We start from the raw sequence: 16,625 nt of genomic DNA on the forward strand, positions 1-16,625 counted from the left end.
CGGATCTCCCTCCTCCACCTAGCGGTGGGGGAGGGGCCTTCGCTCAGCCACGCTCCACTTTGAATTTTCGCGGGACGCTCCCGCAGAAGGAACCAAGATGAACCAGGAAGTCCTGAACATCTTCAATCCGGTCCAGGCCGCTCCGACCTTCGACCAGATCCGTATTTCTCTGGCCTCGCCGGAAAAGATCCGCTCGTGGTCGTTCGGCGAGATCAAGAAGCCCGAGACCATCAACTATCGCACGTTCAAGCCCGAGCGTGACGGCCTGTTCTGCGCCCGTATCTTTGGCCCGACCAAGGATTACGAATGCCTGTGCGGCAAGTACAAGCGCATGAAGTACAAGGGCATCATCTGCGAAAAGTGCGGTGTTGAAGTCACCCTGGCCCGCGTTCGTCGCGAGCGCATGGGCCACATCGAACTGGCCTCGCCGGTCGCCCACATCTGGTTCCTGAAGAGCTTGCCCTCGCGCATCGCCATGATGCTCGACATGCCGCTGAAGGACATCGAACGCGTTCTGTACTTCGAATACTACATCATCACCGAGCCGGGCCTGACCCCGCTGAAGCAGCACCAGCTGCTCAGCGAGGACGACTACATGCGCGCCCAGGAAGAGTACGGCGATGACAGCTTCACTGCCGAGATCGGCGCTGAAGCCATCCAGAACCTGCTGAAGGCGATCGACCTCGACAAGGAAGCCGAACGCCTGCGCGAAGAGCTGGCCGGCACCGTGTCGGACATGAAGCAGAAGAAGTTCAGCAAGCGCCTGAAGATCCTCGAAGCCTTCTCCGAGTCGGGCAACCGCCCCGAGTGGATGGTTCTGACGGTCGTTCCGGTGATCCCGCCGGAACTGCGTCCGCTGGTGCCGCTGGACGGTGGCCGCTTCGCCACCTCCGACCTGAACGACCTCTATCGCCGGGTCATCAACCGTAACAACCGCCTCAAGCGCCTGATCGAGCTGCGCGCGCCCGACATCATCATCCGCAACGAAAAGCGGATGCTGCAGGAGTCGGTCGACGCCCTGTTCGACAACGGCCGTCGCGGTCGCGTCATCACGGGTGCCAACAAGCGCCCGCTGAAGTCGCTGGCCGACATGCTGAAGGGCAAGCAGGGTCGCTTCCGTCAGAACCTGCTGGGCAAGCGCGTCGACTATTCGGGCCGTTCGGTCATCGTGGTCGGTCCCGATCTGAAGCTGCACGAGTGCGGCCTGCCCAAGAAGATGGCTCTGGAGCTGTTCAAGCCGTTCATCTATGCGCGCCTGGACGCCAAGGGCCTGTCGGGCACCGTCAAGCAGTCCAAGCGCATGGTCGAGCGCGAACAGCCCCAGGTGTGGGACATCCTCGAAGAGGTGATCCGCGAACACCCGGTGATGCTGAACCGCGCGCCGACGCTTCACCGTCTGGGCATCCAGGCTTTCGAGCCCAAGCTGATCGAGGGCAAGGCCATCCAGCTGCACCCGCTGGTCTGCGCCGCCTTCAACGCCGACTTCGACGGCGACCAGATGGCTGTCCACGTGCCGCTGTCGCTGGAGGCGCAACTCGAAGCGCGCGTCCTGATGATGTCGACCAACAACATCCTGTCGCCCGCCAACGGTCGCCCGATCATCGTGCCGTCGCAGGACATCGTCCTGGGCCTGTACTATCTGTCGGTCGCTCGCGACGGTGAGCCGGGCGAAGGCAAGATCTTCAGCGACATCGCTGAAATCGAAGCCGCCATGGACGCCGGCGTCGTCAGCCTGCACGCCAAGATCAAGTCGCGCTTCACTGAAGTGGACGCCGATGGCGTGGCCCGTCGCCGCGTGATCGACACCACGCCTGGCCGGATGAAGATCGCCGCCCTGCTGCCGCGTCACCCGCAGGTGGGTCACCGTCTGATCGAGAAGGCTCTGACCAAGAAGGAAATCGGCAATCTGATCGACATCGTCTACCGCCACTGCGGTCAGAAGGCGACGGTGATCTTTGCCGACCAGATCATGGGTCTGGGCTTCAAGGAAGCGGCCAAGGCCGGCATTTCCTTCGGCAAGGACGACATCATCATCCCGAAGCGGAAAGAGGCGATCGTCGCCGAAACCCGCACCCTGGCTGAAGAGTACGAGCAGCAATATGCTGACGGCCTGATCACCAAGGGCGAGAAGTACAACAAGGTCGTTGACGCCTGGGCCAAGGCTACCGACCGCGTCGCCGACGAGATGATGGCCGAGCTCCAGATGAAGCATCTGGACGAGAACGGCCGCGAGAAGGAGATCAACGCCATCTACATGATGGCCCACTCCGGCGCTCGTGGTTCGCAAGCCCAGATGAAGCAGCTGGGCGGCATGCGCGGTCTGATGGCCAAGCCCTCGGGCGAGATCATCGAGACCCCGATCGTCTCGAACTTCAAGGAAGGCCTGACCGTTCAGGAATACTTCAACTCGACCCACGGTGCCCGTAAGGGCCTCGCGGACACCGCGCTGAAGACCGCCAACTCGGGCTATCTGACCCGTCGTCTGGTCGACGTGGCGCAGGACTGCATCATCGTCGAGGAAGACTGCGGCACCACGCGGGGCATCACCCTGCGCGCCGTGGTCGAGGGCGGTGACGTCCTGGTCTCGCTGGGCATGCGCGTCCTGGGCCGCTTCACGGCCGAAGACGTCAAGGATCCGGCAACCGGCGAACTGGTCGTTCCGGCCGACACCTACCTGACCGAGAACATGGCCGACGCGATCGAAGCGGCTGCCGTGCAGTCGGTGAAGGTGCGTTCGGTCCTGACCTGCGAAGCCAAGGTCGGCGTCTGCGGCGCCTGCTACGGCCGCGACCTGGCTCGCGGTACGCCGGTGAACATCGGTGAAGCGGTCGGCGTCATCGCCGCCCAGTCCATCGGCGAGCCCGGCACCCAGCTGACGATGCGGACCTTCCACATCGGCGGTACCGCCCAGGTGGCCGAGCAGTCGTTCTTCGAAAGCAGCAACGACGGTGTGGTCCGCGTGACCGGCGCCACCGTTGTCGGCACCGAAGGCTTCCTGGTCGTCATGAGCCGCAACACGGCCGTCAGCGTCCTGGTCGACGGCAAGGAGCGCGAAAACTACAAGCCGCCGTACGGCGCGCGTCTGAAGATCAAGGACGGCGACAAGGTCAAGCGCGGCCAGCGTCTGGCCGATTGGGACCCCTACACCACCCCGATCATCACCGAAGTGGCCGGCCGCATCCGCGCCGAAGACCTGGTGGACGGCTTCTCCGTCCGCGAGGAAACCGACGAAGCCACCGGTATCGCGCAGCGCGTGATCGCCGACTGGCGGACCTCGGCCCGCGCTTCGGACCTGCGCCCTGCCATGGGCGTTCTGGGCGAAGACGGCTCGTATGTTCGCCTGGCCAACGGCGGTGAGGCCCGCTACCTGATGTCGGTCGGGGCCATTCTGTCCGTCGCTGACGGCGACATGGTCAAGCCGGGCGAGGTCATCGCGCGGATCCCCACCGAAGGCGCCAAGACCCGCGACATCACCGGCGGTCTGCCGCGCGTCGCCGAACTCTTCGAAGCCCGCCGTCCCAAGGACTGCGCGGTCATCGCGGAAATGGACGGTCGTGTCGAATTCGGCAAGGATTACAAGAACAAGCGCCGCATCAAGATCACCCCGGAAGTCGACGCTGACGGCAACCAGGGCGAGCCGGTTGAGTTCCTGATCCCCAAGGGCAAGCACATCGCGGTGCACGATGGCGATTTCATCGCGCGCGGCGAATACATCATCGACGGCAACCCGGATCCGCACGACATCCTGCGCATCCTGGGCGTCGAGGCCCTGGCCAACTTCCTGGTCGACGAAATCCAGGAAGTTTACCGACTGCAAGGCGTGCCGATCAACGACAAGCATATCGAGACGATCGTTCGTCAGATGCTGCAAAAGGTCGAGATCCTCGAGCCGGGCGATACGGGCCTGATCAAGGGCGATCACCTCGACAAGCCCGAGTTCTACATCGAGCAGGACCGCGCGGTTTCGCGTGGCGGCCGTCCGGCCACCACCCAGCCCGTGCTGCTCGGCATCACCAAGGCCTCGCTGCAAACCAAGAGCTTCATCTCGGCCGCGTCGTTCCAGGAAACGACCCGCGTCCTGACCGAAGCCTCGGTGCACGGCAAGACCGACACCCTGGAAGGCCTGAAGGAAAACGTCATCGTGGGTCGCCTGATCCCCGCCGGTACGGGTTCCTATCTGCGCAGCCTGCAGCGCGTCGCCGCCAAGCGCGACGAGCAGCTGGCCCAGCAGCGTGAAGATGCGATGGAGCCTCTGCCCGAGGCCATCGCGCTCGCAGACGCCGAATAGGCGTCTGCGGTCTTCAAGACGGCCGGCGTCGAATAGAGCGTCAGCCTGACAGACGAAACGGAAAGGCCCGGGAGCGATCCCGGGCCTTTTTGTTTGTCGGGGGGCGGCGTTTTCCAGGCGGAGGGCGGCAGCCCGACCGGTGGCCGATAGAGCCTAAACGCATTGATCGATCTCGTGATCGAGAGAAACGCCAGCGGTCTGGGTCATTCTAACTAGGGCCTCGCTGACACAAGATCCAGCCACCGCCTTCACTGCCGCAGCATAGTCCTGTGCCGTCACGCCTTGGCGGCCCCGTTGGTGAGTATGAAGACGGCGCCAAACGGTGAAGAGGCCATCCTGGCCCGCGCCGGATCGACGAATGGACTGATCGATCGCGAGGTTCAGAACCAGGCCGCAAGAATAAGCAGCGCGATAGTTGCCCTTATCGAGCGCGTCGACCAGCGACTGCCGCTCGGTGGCCTCCGCGCAGGTCCGCCGAGCCAGCGCGACTTTTGCATCGATCTGCGGGACCATGGCGGGGTCGAGATCTCGCATGGCGATCGTCGCAAAGGCTTCTGCGGCCCCTTCATGAATCCACGATCCACTCTTATCCGCGCTGGACAGGCCGTGCTGGTAAAGGTGACCGGTCTCGTGGGCGAAGTGCCAGGAGAGATCGAACGCGAAGCCCGGTTTCGACATCTCCGAAGACCAGCGCTCTCCATAGAAATGGGTGAACACCTGGCCCGGCAGGGTGCCGCCCTGGCGACCCCAGCCGTCGGCATGCTTGCTGTCGAACGAGGCAAATAGCACGGGCGGCGACGACAAGGCGCCCAAGCGTGCCGCGTAGAAGGCACCGAAACGGGGGAGGTCGCGATCAAGCTGTGCGGCCACAGTTAGTGGCAAGGACCGGTCGATAATGGCGAGCACGCCGGCGCGTCTGACCGGTCGCATATCGCCTATATAGACATAGGAACCATCATCTTGATCGCGCCATTGCGCCACGCCGCGCGTGATCTGGCCTTTCAGGACAATTGATCGGTCCCGACGTGTGTGCAGAGACATCCGCCATCGAGGATCGTCTGTACATGCGGCGGCGCAGGCAAAGAAGCGTCCCGTGTGGAATAGCATGGACCCATCGCCGAACGGCGCGAACGGCCCATAGTCCTTTGGCAGGTCGCGATAGGCCGGACGCATTCGCATCCGAACGGCCCGGAACGGCCGGCCGTCTTTGCGACGCACTGTTTCGACATCCGCTATGGAAACTATCTCGAAGTCTCGCGGCGCGGTCCAGGTCTGGGTTCGGCTCGCGTCAGGCGACCGGGCGAAGACCAGCGACGAGGCAGGCTTGTGCAGCCTGTAGGTCGCCGTCCATTGCTGATCGTCGGTGGCGCTTATGGAGATCGTCGGCTCGCGCGCAGGCGGCAGCGCCACCGACGCCGGACCAACTGCGCCGGCGACATATAAGAGGGCGGCTAAACCGTGCTGCGCTATCGCCATTTTCCAGATGCCCCCTTACCGCGACCCGACAAGCAAACTCTATTCTAAAGCCCAACGTTCGTCGTCCGCTTGGCCCGGGTCGCCTAGACACGCAATTAGCGCTGCTCGGCTTCTCGCCTGGCCTTGGCGCGCTTGGCCTCGATCTCCTTGGCCTTGCCGAGTAGGTAGCGCTCCTGACCGCGCGCGTCGCGGGGCTTGCCCTCTCCGTCCTGCTCAAGCCCGCCGACGAAGGGGATGTCCTTGGCCCTGCCTGGGCCGTCGCGGCTACGGTGATCCACGCCCACGCCCATGGGACTTTCCCTGTAGGCGCGACGGGATTCCTGGACGAGCGACTGTTGGCGGAAGTCGATCGCCGCCCCGGCGCTGTTCGGGGCGTTGGCATAGACCGGAGCGTTGCGGGCCGCCTCGCCCCAGCGCTCGTCGCAGCGTTCGCGCTCGCGACGGTTCAAGCCGACGGCGGCGGCGTTGGCGCAGCCTACCCCGCTGCCGCGCAAGGCGGTGCGCACATCCCCCCTGGGCCCCTCCGGCAAGGGGGCCGGGTGAGGGGCCGTCCCGGCACCGGCGGCGCGGCTGTAGGGCAGGGCGTTGACCGAAGCCGGCACCGGCAGGCGCGCAGGGCGCGGCTGGACCGCCGAGGGCGCCGCCAGGCGCGGGGTGGCCACTAGGTCCGGCGGCGTCTGCGACCGGTGCGGACGCTCCAGTGTCACGGTCAGGGCGTCCTCGTCATTGGATCGGTCGACAAACAGCGGGCTGGCCGGCAAGGCCAGAAAGCCCAGCACCACCACGTGCGCCGCCAGTGACCCGGCCGCCACGACGCCCCGTTTCAACCGTATGGAGCGCGACGCAGACAGGGCCACCCGGAACTCGACAAGAAGAGAGACGTTGGACCAACCTCTCCACCGGAAGTGGCGAAACCGTGGCCGTTAAGGCCTCATTAACCGGCGCATTCACAGGCGATTGACGCGGATCGACTTCGCGAGTAAATACCGCGCTCTTTTCAGGGTGGGCCTTGCGCCTGTCTCGATAGACGCCCGTCCCTTCACCGACGGATAGCCCGCCGGAACGCTTTCCGCGTCCCGGCGAGTTTCGTGTTTATCGCGTCTCCTCCCGGAACCCTGAAAGCCGGAAGAACAACAACAAGGACCCGAAGCGCTTCGGCCGACAGGCACACGCTTCCATCAGAGCAGAGACTGAATGCCTACCGTCAACCAGCTCATCCGCAAACCGCGCCAGCCCAAGCCGGTCCGGAACAAGGTGCCCGCCCTGAAGGGCTGCCCTCAACGTCGCGGCGTTTGCACCCGCGTCTACACGACGACCCCGAAGAAGCCGAACTCGGCTCTGCGTAAGGTCGCCAAGGTCCGTCTGACCACCGGCATCGAAGCCGTTTGCTACATCCCGGGCGAAGGCCACAACCTGCAGGAGCACTCGGTGGTGCTCATCCGCGGCGGCCGCGTCAAGGACTTGCCCGGCGTCCGCTATCACATCCTGCGCGGCGTCCTCGACACCCAAGGTGTCAAGGATCGTAAGCAGCGTCGTTCGCTCTACGGCGCCAAGCGTCCGAAGTAAGGAAAAAGAAGAATGTCACGCCGCCGTCGCGCCGAGAAACGCCAAGTTCTGCCGGACCCGAAGTTCGGAGACCTGATCGTTACCAAATTCATGAACTACGTGATGTACGAGGGCAAAAAAGCCGTCGCCGAAAACATCATCTATGGTGCTTTCGACATCATCGAGACCAAGCGCAAGGACCAGGGTCCCCTGGAAACCTTCCACTCTGCCCTGGACAACGTCGCCCCGGCGATCGAAGTCCGGTCGCGTCGCGTCGGCGGCGCCACCTATCAGGTGCCGGTGGAAGTGCGTCCGGACCGTCGTCGCGCCCTGGCTATCCGTTGGCTGGTGACCGCAGCGCGCAAGCGCGGCGAGAACACCATGACGGAAAAGCTGGCCGGTGAGCTCCTCGACGCTTCCAACAACCGCGGCACCGCGGTGAAGAAGCGCGAAGACACCCACAAGATGGCTGAAGCCAACCGGGCGTTCTCGCACTACCGCTGGTAACCTTTCTTACCAGCACTCTTTCAGGCGCGGGCGGTTTGAGATAAACCGCCCGCGCCGCACGTTTAAATGTCCCTGCCCAACGGCAGCGCTACTCAGAGCTCGACCATGGCCCGCCAGCATAAAATCGAAGACTACCGCAACTTCGGAATCATGGCGCATATCGACGCCGGGAAGACGACGACGACCGAGCGGATCCTGTATTACACCGGTAAGTCGCACAAGATCGGCGAAGTCCACGACGGCGCCGCGACCATGGACTGGATGGACCAGGAGCAGGAGCGCGGCATCACGATCACGTCGGCCGCGACGACCGCTTTCTGGAAGGAAAAGCGCCTCAACATCATCGACACCCCCGGGCACGTCGACTTCACCATTGAAGTCGAGCGTTCGCTCCGCGTGCTCGACGGCGCCGTCGCCGTTCTGGACGGCAATGCCGGTGTTGAGCCCCAGACCGAAACCGTCTGGCGCCAGGCCGACAAGTACAACGTTCCGCGCATCGTGTTCGTCAACAAGATGGACAAGATCGGTGCCGACTTCGACAAGTCGGTCGAGTCGATCCGCGACCGTCTGGGCGCCAAGGCCGTTCCGATCCAGTTCCCGATCGGTTCGGAAAACACCCTGAGCGGCCTGGTTGACCTGGTCCGCATGAAGGCCGTTGTCTGGGACAACGACGCCCTGGGTGCCAACTTCCGCGACGAAGAAATCCCCGCCGACCTGCTGGCCAAGGCCGTTGAGGCTCACGCCTATCTGGTCGAAGCCGCCGTCGAAATGGACGACGAGGCGATGGAAGCCTATCTGGGCGGCGAAGAGCCCTCGGAAGCCGTGCTGAAGAAGTGCATCCGCAAGGCCGTGCTGACCGGCGCCTTCTATCCGATCCTCTGCGGCTCGGCCTTCAAGAACAAGGGCGTGCAAACGCTCCTGGACGCCGTTGTCGACTACCTGCCCTCGCCGCTGGACATCCCGCCGACCAAGGGCATCGACTTCAAGACCGAAGAAGAGATCGTGCGTCATGCTTCGGACGACGAGCCGCTTTCGGTTCTGGCGTTCAAGATCATGGACGACCCCTTCGTCGGTTCGCTGACCTTCTGCCGCATCTATTCGGGCAAGCTCGAAACCGGCATGGGCCTGCTGAACGCCTCGCGCGACAAGAAGGAACGCGTCGGCCGCATGCTGCTGATGCACTCCAACAACCGCGAAGACATCAAGGAAGCCTATGCCGGCGACATCGTCGCCCTGGCCGGCCTCAAGGACACCCGCACCGGTGACACCCTGTGCGACCCGACCAAGTCGCCGGTGATCCTGGAGCGCATGGTTTTCCCGGCGCCCGTCATCGAAATCGCCGTTGAGCCCAAGTCGAAGGCCGACCAGGAGAAGCTGGGCGTCGCCCTGCAGAAGCTGGCCGCCGAAGATCCGTCCTTCACCGTTTCGACCGACTTCGAAAGCGGTCAGACGATCCTGAAGGGCATGGGCGAACTGCACCTGGACATCAAGATCGACATCCTGAAGCGGACCTACAAGGTCGAAGCCAATATCGGCGCGCCGCAGGTTGCCTATCGCGAAAGCCTGGGTCGTACGGTCGACATCGACTACACCCACAAGAAGCAGACCGGTGGTACGGGCCAGTTCGCCCGCGTCATGATCACGTTTGAACCGGGTGAACCCGGCTCGGGCTTCGTTTTCGAAAGCGCCATCGTCGGCGGCGCGGTGCCCAAGGAATACATCCCGGGCGTCGAAAAGGGCCTGATGTCGGTCAAGGACAACGGCCTGCTGGCCGGCTTCCCGCTGATCGACTTCAAGGCCACCCTGACGGACGGCAAGTATCACGACGTCGACTCCAGCGTGCTGGCGTTCGAAATCGCGTCGCGCGCCGCCTTCAAGGAACTGCGTGAAAAGGGCGCTCCCAAGCTGCTCGAGCCGATCATGGCCGTCGAGGTCGTGACCCCGGAAGAGTATCTGGGTTCGGTCATCGGTGACCTGAACAGCCGTCGCGGCATGATCCAGGGTCAGGACATGCGCGGCAACGCCACGGTCGTGAACGCTTTCGTGCCGCTGGCCAACATGTTCGGCTATGTGAACACGCTGCGTGGCATGAGCCAGGGCCGCGCCCAGTTCACCATGCAGTACGACCACTACGAGCAGGTGCCGCAACACGTCGCCGACGAAGTGATCAAGAAGTACGCGTAGGCTTTTCCCCCGGGAAAAGCGTACAAGAAAGAACAGGGTGGGTTCGGAAGAACCCACCCGTCTACACCCCAGAAATCCCATTAATTGCAGGCCCCCCCACTTTCTGAGGGGTTTCGGGTCCCAAGGTAGAGAAAAATGGCCAAGGAAAAGTTCGAACGTAACAAGCCGCACTGCAACATCGGCACCATCGGTCACGTTGACCATGGCAAGACGACGCTGACGGCTGCGATCACCATCACGCTGGCCAAGGTCGGCGGCGGCAAGGCGATGAACTACGCCGACATCGACGCTGCGCCGGAAGAAAAGGCCCGCGGCATCACGATCAACACCGCCCACGTGGAATATGAGACGGCCAACCGTCACTATGCCCACGTCGACTGCCCCGGCCACGCCGACTATGTGAAGAACATGATCACCGGCGCCGCGCAGATGGACGGCGCTATCCTGGTGGTTTCGGCCGCTGACGGCCCGATGCCCCAGACCCGCGAGCACATCCTGCTGGCCCGTCAGGTCGGCGTGCCCGCCCTGGTCGTCTACATGAACAAGGTCGACCTGGTCGACGACGAAGAGCTGCTCGAGCTGGTCGAGATGGAAGTGCGCGAGCTGCTTTCGTCGTATGACTTCCCCGGCGACGACATTCCGATCACCAAGGGCTCGGCCAAGGTCGCCATCGACGGTGGCAACCCCAAGATCGGCGAAGAGTCGATCCTGGCGCTGATGCAGACGGTTGACGACTACATCCCGCAGCCGGCGCGTCCGCTGGACCTGCCCTTCCTGATGCCGGTCGAAGACGTGTTCTCGATCTCGGGCCGCGGCACCGTGGTCACGGGCCGTATCGAAAAGGGCATCGTCAAGGTCGGCGAAGAAGTCGAAATCGTCGGCATCCGTCCGGTTCAGAAGACGACCTGCACGGGCGTCGAAATGTTCCGCAAGCTGCTCGACCAGGGTCAAGCCGGTGACAACGTCGGCGTTCTGCTGCGCGGCACCAAGCGCGAAGACGTCGAGCGCGGTCAGGTTCTCTGCAAGCCCGGCTCGATCACCCCGCACACCAAGTTCGTGGCCGAGGCCTATATCCTGACCAAGGAAGAAGGCGGCCGTCACACCCCGTTCTTCACCAACTATCGCCCGCAGTTCTACTTCCGCACCACCGACGTGACCGGGATCATCAAGCTGCGCGAAGGCGTGGAAATGATCATGCCGGGCGACAACGCCGAGCTGGACGTCGAGCTGATCACCCCGATCGCCATGGACCAGGGTCTGCGCTTCGCCATTCGCGAAGGCGGCCGTACGGTCGGCGCTGGCGTCGTCGCGAAAATCGTCGAGTAGTCGACCGATCTTCAGCGACAAGCTGATCTGATTGCGAAGGCCCCGGCGGAAACGCCGGGGCCTTTTGCTTTGGGATCAGGCCCCCTGTCGGCTGGCGACTTGACGTGGCCGTTCATTGGGGGGAGTGCCTAGTTAGCGTTTTGGGGGAACGGATGATGGACTGGCGAGGTCTCCGCGAAATGCGGGTATCGCAGTATGGTCTCGCCGCTGGGGCCGCGCTGCTGGCATTTGTGGTGCGCCTGGCGATCAACGACTGGCTCCCCCCCGGGTTTCCCTATGTAACCTTCTTCCCGGCCGTGGTCATCACGGCCTATTTTGCCGGCTCGCGCCCGGCGATCCTGTGCGCTGCCCTATCGATGGTCGGAGCGGGCTATTTCTTCTCGCCGCCCTATAACGGGTTCCAGTTCACCCTGGCGACGGGCGTCGCTCTGCTGTTTTACGGCTTCGTGGTGGCGGTCGACATCTTCTTCATCGACGGCATGCGCACGGCGATGCGGCAGCTTTCGGACGAGCGCGAGCGCTATGAGCGCCTCGCTGAAAGCAAGGAGCTGCTTTATCGCGAATTGCATCATCGGGTGAGCAACAACATCCAGGTCGTCGGCGCCCTGCTGCGGCTACAGGCCGCGGGCGTCAAGGACGGCGACGCGCGTCACGCCCTGACCGAGGCCGGTGGCCGGATTGAAACCATCGCCCGCATCCAGCGCGAACTTCACAATCAGGTCGGCGACCCCATTCCGTTCAGAGATTTCGCAATCAGCCTGCTGGACGACGCCAACCTTGCCGCCGGCGGCCAGGCGCGGATCGAGCTGGAAGGCGGCGCACTTCCCCTGCATCCCGACCAATCGACGCCGGTCACCCTGGTGATGCTGGAATGCTTCAACAACGCCCTTGAGCATGCCTTCGCCGGCGGTCGGCAGGGCTGCGTTGCCGTGCGGCTGGACCAGGCCGGACCCGAACACGTCCTGACCATCCGCGACGACGGCGACGGGCCCCCTCAGGGTTTTGACCCCGCCAAGTCCCAGAGCCTTGGCCTGCGCATCGTCAGGGCCATGGCCGGTCAGCTGGGCGGTCGCTTCGAGATGAAGCGCGAAGGAGCCTGGACGGTTTGCCGCCTGACCTACGTCGCCAAGGTCGATTAAGAAATGACTGGCGGCTTCCCGGGAGCCTCTCGCGGCGTGGTCCAGCGCGCCAGCTTGGGCTTGAGCCAGTTTTCGAAGTCATCGACGATCTCATAGACCACGGGCACCAGGACCAGCGACAGTACGGTCGAGGTGATTAGCCCACCGATCACCGCCACGGCCATGGGCTGGCGAAACTCCGAGCCCTTGCCGATGCCCAGGGCGGTAGGCAGCATGCCGGCCATCATCGCCAGGGTCGTCATGATGATCGGTCGGGCGCGCTCGCGACAGGCTTCAAGGATGGCGTCGCGCTGAGCCTTGCCGGCCCGTTCCTCCTCGATGGCATAGTCGACCAGCAGGATCGAGTTCTTGGCGGCCAGGCCCATCAGCATCAGCAGGCCGATCAATGACGGGACCGACATGCTCATCCCGCACACCAGCAGGCCGGCAAAGGCGCCGCCGATGGCGAGCGGCAGGGCCGACATGATGGTGATCGGTTTGAAGAAACTGCCAAACAACAGGGCCATGACCCCGAACACCAGGAAGATGGCCGACAGCAGGGCGATAGCGAAGCCGCCGAACAGCTCGCCCATCGCCTCCTCGGTGCCGCCCGTGGCCTTTTCGACCCCGGCGGGCAGGTTCTTCATGATCGGCAGGCTGTCGACCTCGGCGGTGGCCGATCCCAGCACGACGCCGGGCTGCAGGTCGGCTTCTGTGGTCAGCTGGCGCTTGCGGCCATAACGCTCGATCTTGGCGGGCCCGGCCTGGAACTCGACATCGGCCACGGCGTCAAGACGCGTATAGCCGCCGGACGCGGTGGGGAGCTGCAGGGCCTTGATCTGGGCCAGGTCGCCGCGAATGCTGTCGGGCAGGCGCACCCGGATCGGCAGGCGGCGCTCGCCGTCGGTCAGCTTGGCGACATTGGCGTCGATGTCTCCCACCGTGGCCACGCGGGCGACGGCGGCGATGTCGGCGGCCGAGACGCCCAGGCGGGCGGCTTCGTCAGCGCGCGGGCGGATGATGATTTCGGGGCCGCTGGGCGGAGAGGCTGGACGCGGATCGGCGATGGTCTTCAAGCCGCGCATCTGGCGTTCCAGCGCCAGGGCGGCCCGTTCCAGCGCCGTGCCGTCTTCGCTGGTCAGGATGGTGGAGACCTCGGCCGAACCATCGTCGCTGAGCAGGTTGACCCGGACATCCGGCAGATCCAGCAGCTTGTCGCGCATCAGGGCCTTGATCTCGGGGACCCGCAGTTCGCGCTCGTCATGCAGCACGATGGTCACCGTGCCGTCGCGCAGGTCGCTGCCGCCCGACCCGCCGCCGGGACCGCTGGCGGCGATGACCGACCCGATCTGGGCGAAGACGTGAGCCGTCTCGGGACGGGCCTTGAACAGCTTGGTGATCGACTGGACGGCCCGGTCCATATCGGCCGCCGTAGCGCCGGGCGGCCCCTGGACCTTGAGGTAGTAATAGTTGTTGTTGGCCGGCGGCTGGAAGCCGGCAGGCAGGTTGCTGGCCATGAAGATCGAGAAGGCGAAGATCACGCCGCCGATGATGCAGGCGACAATCCGGTGATCCAGGGCCCATTCCAGCACGTTGCGGTACAGGCCCTTGAACGGCTTGCGCGGGTGCGGGTTGGAGGCCGGCTTGAGGAAGTAGGCGGCCAGCAGCGGCGTCAGCAGACGCGCGACGACCAGCGAGAACAGCACCGCCACCGCGACGGTGAGGCCAAACTCGCGGAAGAACTGGCCGGGAATGCCGGGCATGAAGGCCACCGGCGCGAACACGGCGACGATGGTGAAGGTGGTTGCCACGACCGCGAGCCCGATCGCATCGGCGCCGACCATGGCCGCCGCATAGGGGCGCTCGCCGGCGGCAATGCGTTTCTCGATATTCTCGATCTCGACGATGGCGTCGTCGACCAGGATGCCGATCACCAGGGTCAGGCCCAGCAGGGTCACGACATTGAGCGAAAAGCCCATGATCGCCATGAAGATGAAGGTTGGGATCAGCGACATCGGCATGGCGATGGCGGTGATCAGGGTGGCGCGCCATTCGCGCAGGAACAGAAACACGACCAGGGCCGCGAGCAGCATGCCCTCGAGAAGGGTGGTCCGTGTGGCCTCGAAGCTGGCGCGCGTGTCGTCCACGATCGAATAGATCTTGGTGAAGGTGACGTCGGGGTGGGCCTCGACCAGCTTTTCGATAGCGATCTTGATGCCGTCCTCGACGCGCACATCGCTGGCGTCCTTGGTCTTGCTGACCTGGAAGGCGACCACCGGGCGGCCATCCAGGCGGGCGAAGGCGCGTGCCTCGCCAGCGCCGTCGCCCACCTCGGCCACGTCGGTCAGGCGCACGAAGCGCCCGCTGCTGGTGGGGATGGTCACGGCCCGCAGTTGTTCCACCGTCCGGGCTGCCGCCAGGACGCGGACGGTCTGCTCGCGCGCGCCGATCGCCAGTCGGCCACCCGGGGCGTCGAGACTGAAACTGGCCAGGGCCGCATTCAGCTGCGGCGCGGTCAGGCCAGCCGCAGCCATCCGGTCCGGATCGATGACGATATTGATCTCGCGATCCACGCCGCCGACCCGGGCGACCTGGGCGACGCCCTTTTCGCCCTGAAGGCTGCGGCTGATCGTGTCGTCGACAAACCAGGACAGCTCGCTGATTGTCATTGAGGGCGATGAGACGGCATAGGTAATGATCGGCAGTGAATCCAGGTCGACACGCTGGACGATAGGCTCGTCGATCTCACGCGGCAGCAGGGCCCGCGACTGGTCGATCTTGGAGCGCACCTCGTCGGTGGCCTTCTGCAGGTCCTCGCCGATCTCGAACTCGATCGAGGTGGTCGAAACGCCCTGCACGACCGATGAGCGGATGCTCTTGACGTTGGAGATCCCGGCCAGGGCGTCTTCGACCTGACGGGTGATCTGGGTTTCCATCTCGCCGGCGGCTGCGCCGCTCTGGGTGATGGTCACCGCCACCAGAGGAAACGAGACGTTGGGATACTGCTTGATGGGCAGCATCATGTAGCTGGCGACGCCTGCCAGGATCAGGGCGATGAACAGAACCGCGACCGGGATCGGGTTCTTGATCGACCAGGCGGATATGCGGACGCCGGCCATCAGCGAGCGGCCTTGCCACTGGCGTCGGTCGGCTTAACCAGATCGCCGTCGAGGGTGAAGGCCGAGCCACCGAGCAGCACGCGCGAGCCGACGGGCGGGCCATCGAGCAGTTCAACCCAGCCTCCGCCCCGCTGGCCGGTGCGGACCGGCGTCTGACGGGCGCGGTTTGACGCGTCAACCGTGACCAGGGACGAGCCTTCGGCGTCATAGCGGATGGCGGTTTCGGGCGCGGCCCTCACCTTGCGGCCCGAGGGGGCGAAGGTGGCGCGGCCAAAGCCGCCGGGCCGCAGATCGGAATCCGCAGGCAGGCGCACCCTGACCTTGCCCAGGCGCGTCGCGGCGTCGATCCGTGGACTGATCAGGCGCACGACCCCGGAGATCGCGCGGCCATTGGGCAGCAACACCTGTGCCGACTGGCCGATGGCCAGGGCCGAAAGCTCGGCGTCGCCGACCTCGGCGTCCAGCTCAACGAGGCCGTCGCGGGCGATGCGGAACCAGGGCGTGGTTGCGCCGCCCGAGATTTCGCCAGGGCGCACCGTGCGTTCCAGGACCCGGCCGCTGACCGGGGCGGTGATGGTCATGCGGCTGGAGCGGGTCCGCAGCTCGCCTAGCGCGGCCTCTTGCGCCTTGGCGGCGTAGCGCCGGCTCTCGATCTGCTCTTGAGACAGCACGCCCTGGCCGTCGAGGCCGGCGACGCGCGCGGCCTCGGCCTGGGCCTGGGCGGTGAGCGCCGCCTGCTGGGCGATCTGGGCGCGCAGCAGGGTGTCGTCCAGCTGGACCAGGGGCTGGCCGGCGCGGACATAGGCCCCTTCCTCGACGAAGACGCGGGCGACGCGATAGCCGGCCAGTTCGGAGCCGACGGCAGCTTCCTCGCGCGGCACCAGCTGGCCCGAGGCCTCGAAACCGGCGCCCAGCGGACGGCTTTCGACCCGGCCGACGGTGACGGCGCGGGCCGGGCTGGCGGCAGACGCCTTGGCGGGTTTGGCCTCGTCCGTCTTGCCGCAGGCGGCCAGGCCCAGGGCCGTGGTCAGGAGCAGTGTGGCGATCAGGGGGCGGGTCATC

General features: G+C 64.9%; 10 protein-coding genes. 6 read left to right on the forward strand and 4 right to left on the reverse strand.

From position 1 onward, the window contains the following. Positions 1 to 97 precede the first annotated feature (97 nt). Entirely contained in the window at positions 98 to 4,288 is a 4,191-nt protein-coding gene (gene rpoC, locus ACW179_RS09020; protein WP_492063958.1) for a DNA-directed RNA polymerase subunit beta', read from the forward strand. 153 nt (positions 4,289 to 4,441) lie between these two features. Here rpoC and ACW179_RS09025 read toward each other — a convergent pair whose 3' ends face one another. Together ACW179_RS09025 and ACW179_RS09030 are read right to left on the reverse strand one after the other, a co-directional pair. After that, a complete protein-coding gene (locus ACW179_RS09025; protein ID WP_492063959.1) occupies positions 4,442 to 5,764 on the reverse strand; it encodes a hypothetical protein in 1,323 nt (440 codons plus the stop codon). A 95-nt stretch (positions 5,765 to 5,859) separates the two neighbouring features. Continuing rightward, positions 5,860 to 6,621, reverse strand: a complete 762-nt coding sequence (locus ACW179_RS09030; protein ID WP_492063960.1) for a hypothetical protein — start codon at positions 6,619 to 6,621, stop codon at positions 5,860 to 5,862. Between the two features lie 337 nt (positions 6,622 to 6,958). Between ACW179_RS09030 and rpsL the strand changes: the two genes are divergently transcribed. From rpsL to ACW179_RS09055, 5 genes are all read left to right on the forward strand, one after another. Beyond that, positions 6,959 to 7,330, forward strand: coding sequence for a 30S ribosomal protein S12 (gene rpsL / locus ACW179_RS09035; RefSeq protein ID WP_007661566.1), 372 nt, complete (start codon positions 6,959 to 6,961; stop codon positions 7,328 to 7,330). A 12-nt stretch (positions 7,331 to 7,342) separates the two neighbouring features. Further along, positions 7,343 to 7,816, forward strand: coding sequence for a 30S ribosomal protein S7 (gene rpsG, locus ACW179_RS09040; protein WP_492063961.1), 474 nt, complete (start codon positions 7,343 to 7,345; stop codon positions 7,814 to 7,816). Between the two features lie 105 nt (positions 7,817 to 7,921). Beyond that, entirely contained in the window at positions 7,922 to 10,000 is a 2,079-nt protein-coding gene (gene fusA / locus ACW179_RS09045; protein ID WP_492063962.1) for an elongation factor G, read from the forward strand. Positions 10,001 to 10,135: 135 nt separating this feature from the next. Next, positions 10,136 to 11,326 (forward strand): elongation factor Tu, encoded by a 1,191-nt coding sequence (gene tuf, locus ACW179_RS09050; protein ID WP_492059880.1) that lies wholly within the window; start codon positions 10,136 to 10,138, stop codon positions 11,324 to 11,326. 152 nt (positions 11,327 to 11,478) lie between these two features. Continuing rightward, positions 11,479 to 12,465, forward strand: coding sequence for a sensor histidine kinase (locus ACW179_RS09055; RefSeq protein WP_492063963.1), 987 nt, complete (start codon positions 11,479 to 11,481; stop codon positions 12,463 to 12,465). Here the strand turns inward: ACW179_RS09055 and ACW179_RS09060 are convergent. Together ACW179_RS09060 and ACW179_RS09065 are read right to left on the reverse strand one after the other, a co-directional pair. Next, positions 12,462 to 15,563, reverse strand: a complete 3,102-nt coding sequence (locus ACW179_RS09060; RefSeq protein ID WP_492063964.1) for an efflux RND transporter permease subunit — start codon at positions 15,561 to 15,563, stop codon at positions 12,462 to 12,464. The genes ACW179_RS09055 and ACW179_RS09060 overlap by 4 nt on opposite strands. Continuing rightward, positions 15,563 to 16,624: an efflux RND transporter periplasmic adaptor subunit gene (locus ACW179_RS09065; RefSeq protein WP_492063966.1), complete on the reverse strand. Its 1,062-nt coding sequence runs from the start codon at positions 16,622 to 16,624 to the stop codon at positions 15,563 to 15,565. Before ACW179_RS09065 ends, ACW179_RS09060 begins: the two co-directional genes overlap by 1 nt. Position 16,625 lies beyond the last annotated feature (1 nt).

The organism is Caulobacter sp. AVps18 (assembly GCF_058681425.1).

Coding starts and splice junctions, on each gene's coding strand:
- ACW179_RS09060 (WP_492063964.1), bottom strand. CDS start 15,563: ATGGCCGGCGTCCGCATATCCGCCTGGTCGATCAAGAACCCGATCCCG.
- rpsG (WP_492063961.1), top strand. CDS start 7,343: ATGTCACGCCGCCGTCGCGCCGAGAAACGCCAAGTTCTGCCGGACCCG.
- tuf (WP_492059880.1), top strand. CDS start 10,136: ATGGCCAAGGAAAAGTTCGAACGTAACAAGCCGCACTGCAACATCGGC.
- ACW179_RS09055 (WP_492063963.1), top strand. CDS start 11,479: ATGATGGACTGGCGAGGTCTCCGCGAAATGCGGGTATCGCAGTATGGT.
- ACW179_RS09065 (WP_492063966.1), bottom strand. CDS start 16,624: ATGACCCGCCCCCTGATCGCCACACTGCTCCTGACCACGGCCCTGGGC.
- fusA (WP_492063962.1), top strand. CDS start 7,922: ATGGCCCGCCAGCATAAAATCGAAGACTACCGCAACTTCGGAATCATG.
- rpoC (WP_492063958.1), top strand. CDS start 98: ATGAACCAGGAAGTCCTGAACATCTTCAATCCGGTCCAGGCCGCTCCG.
- rpsL (WP_007661566.1), top strand. CDS start 6,959: ATGCCTACCGTCAACCAGCTCATCCGCAAACCGCGCCAGCCCAAGCCG.
- ACW179_RS09025 (WP_492063959.1), bottom strand. CDS start 5,764: ATGGCGATAGCGCAGCACGGTTTAGCCGCCCTCTTATATGTCGCCGGC.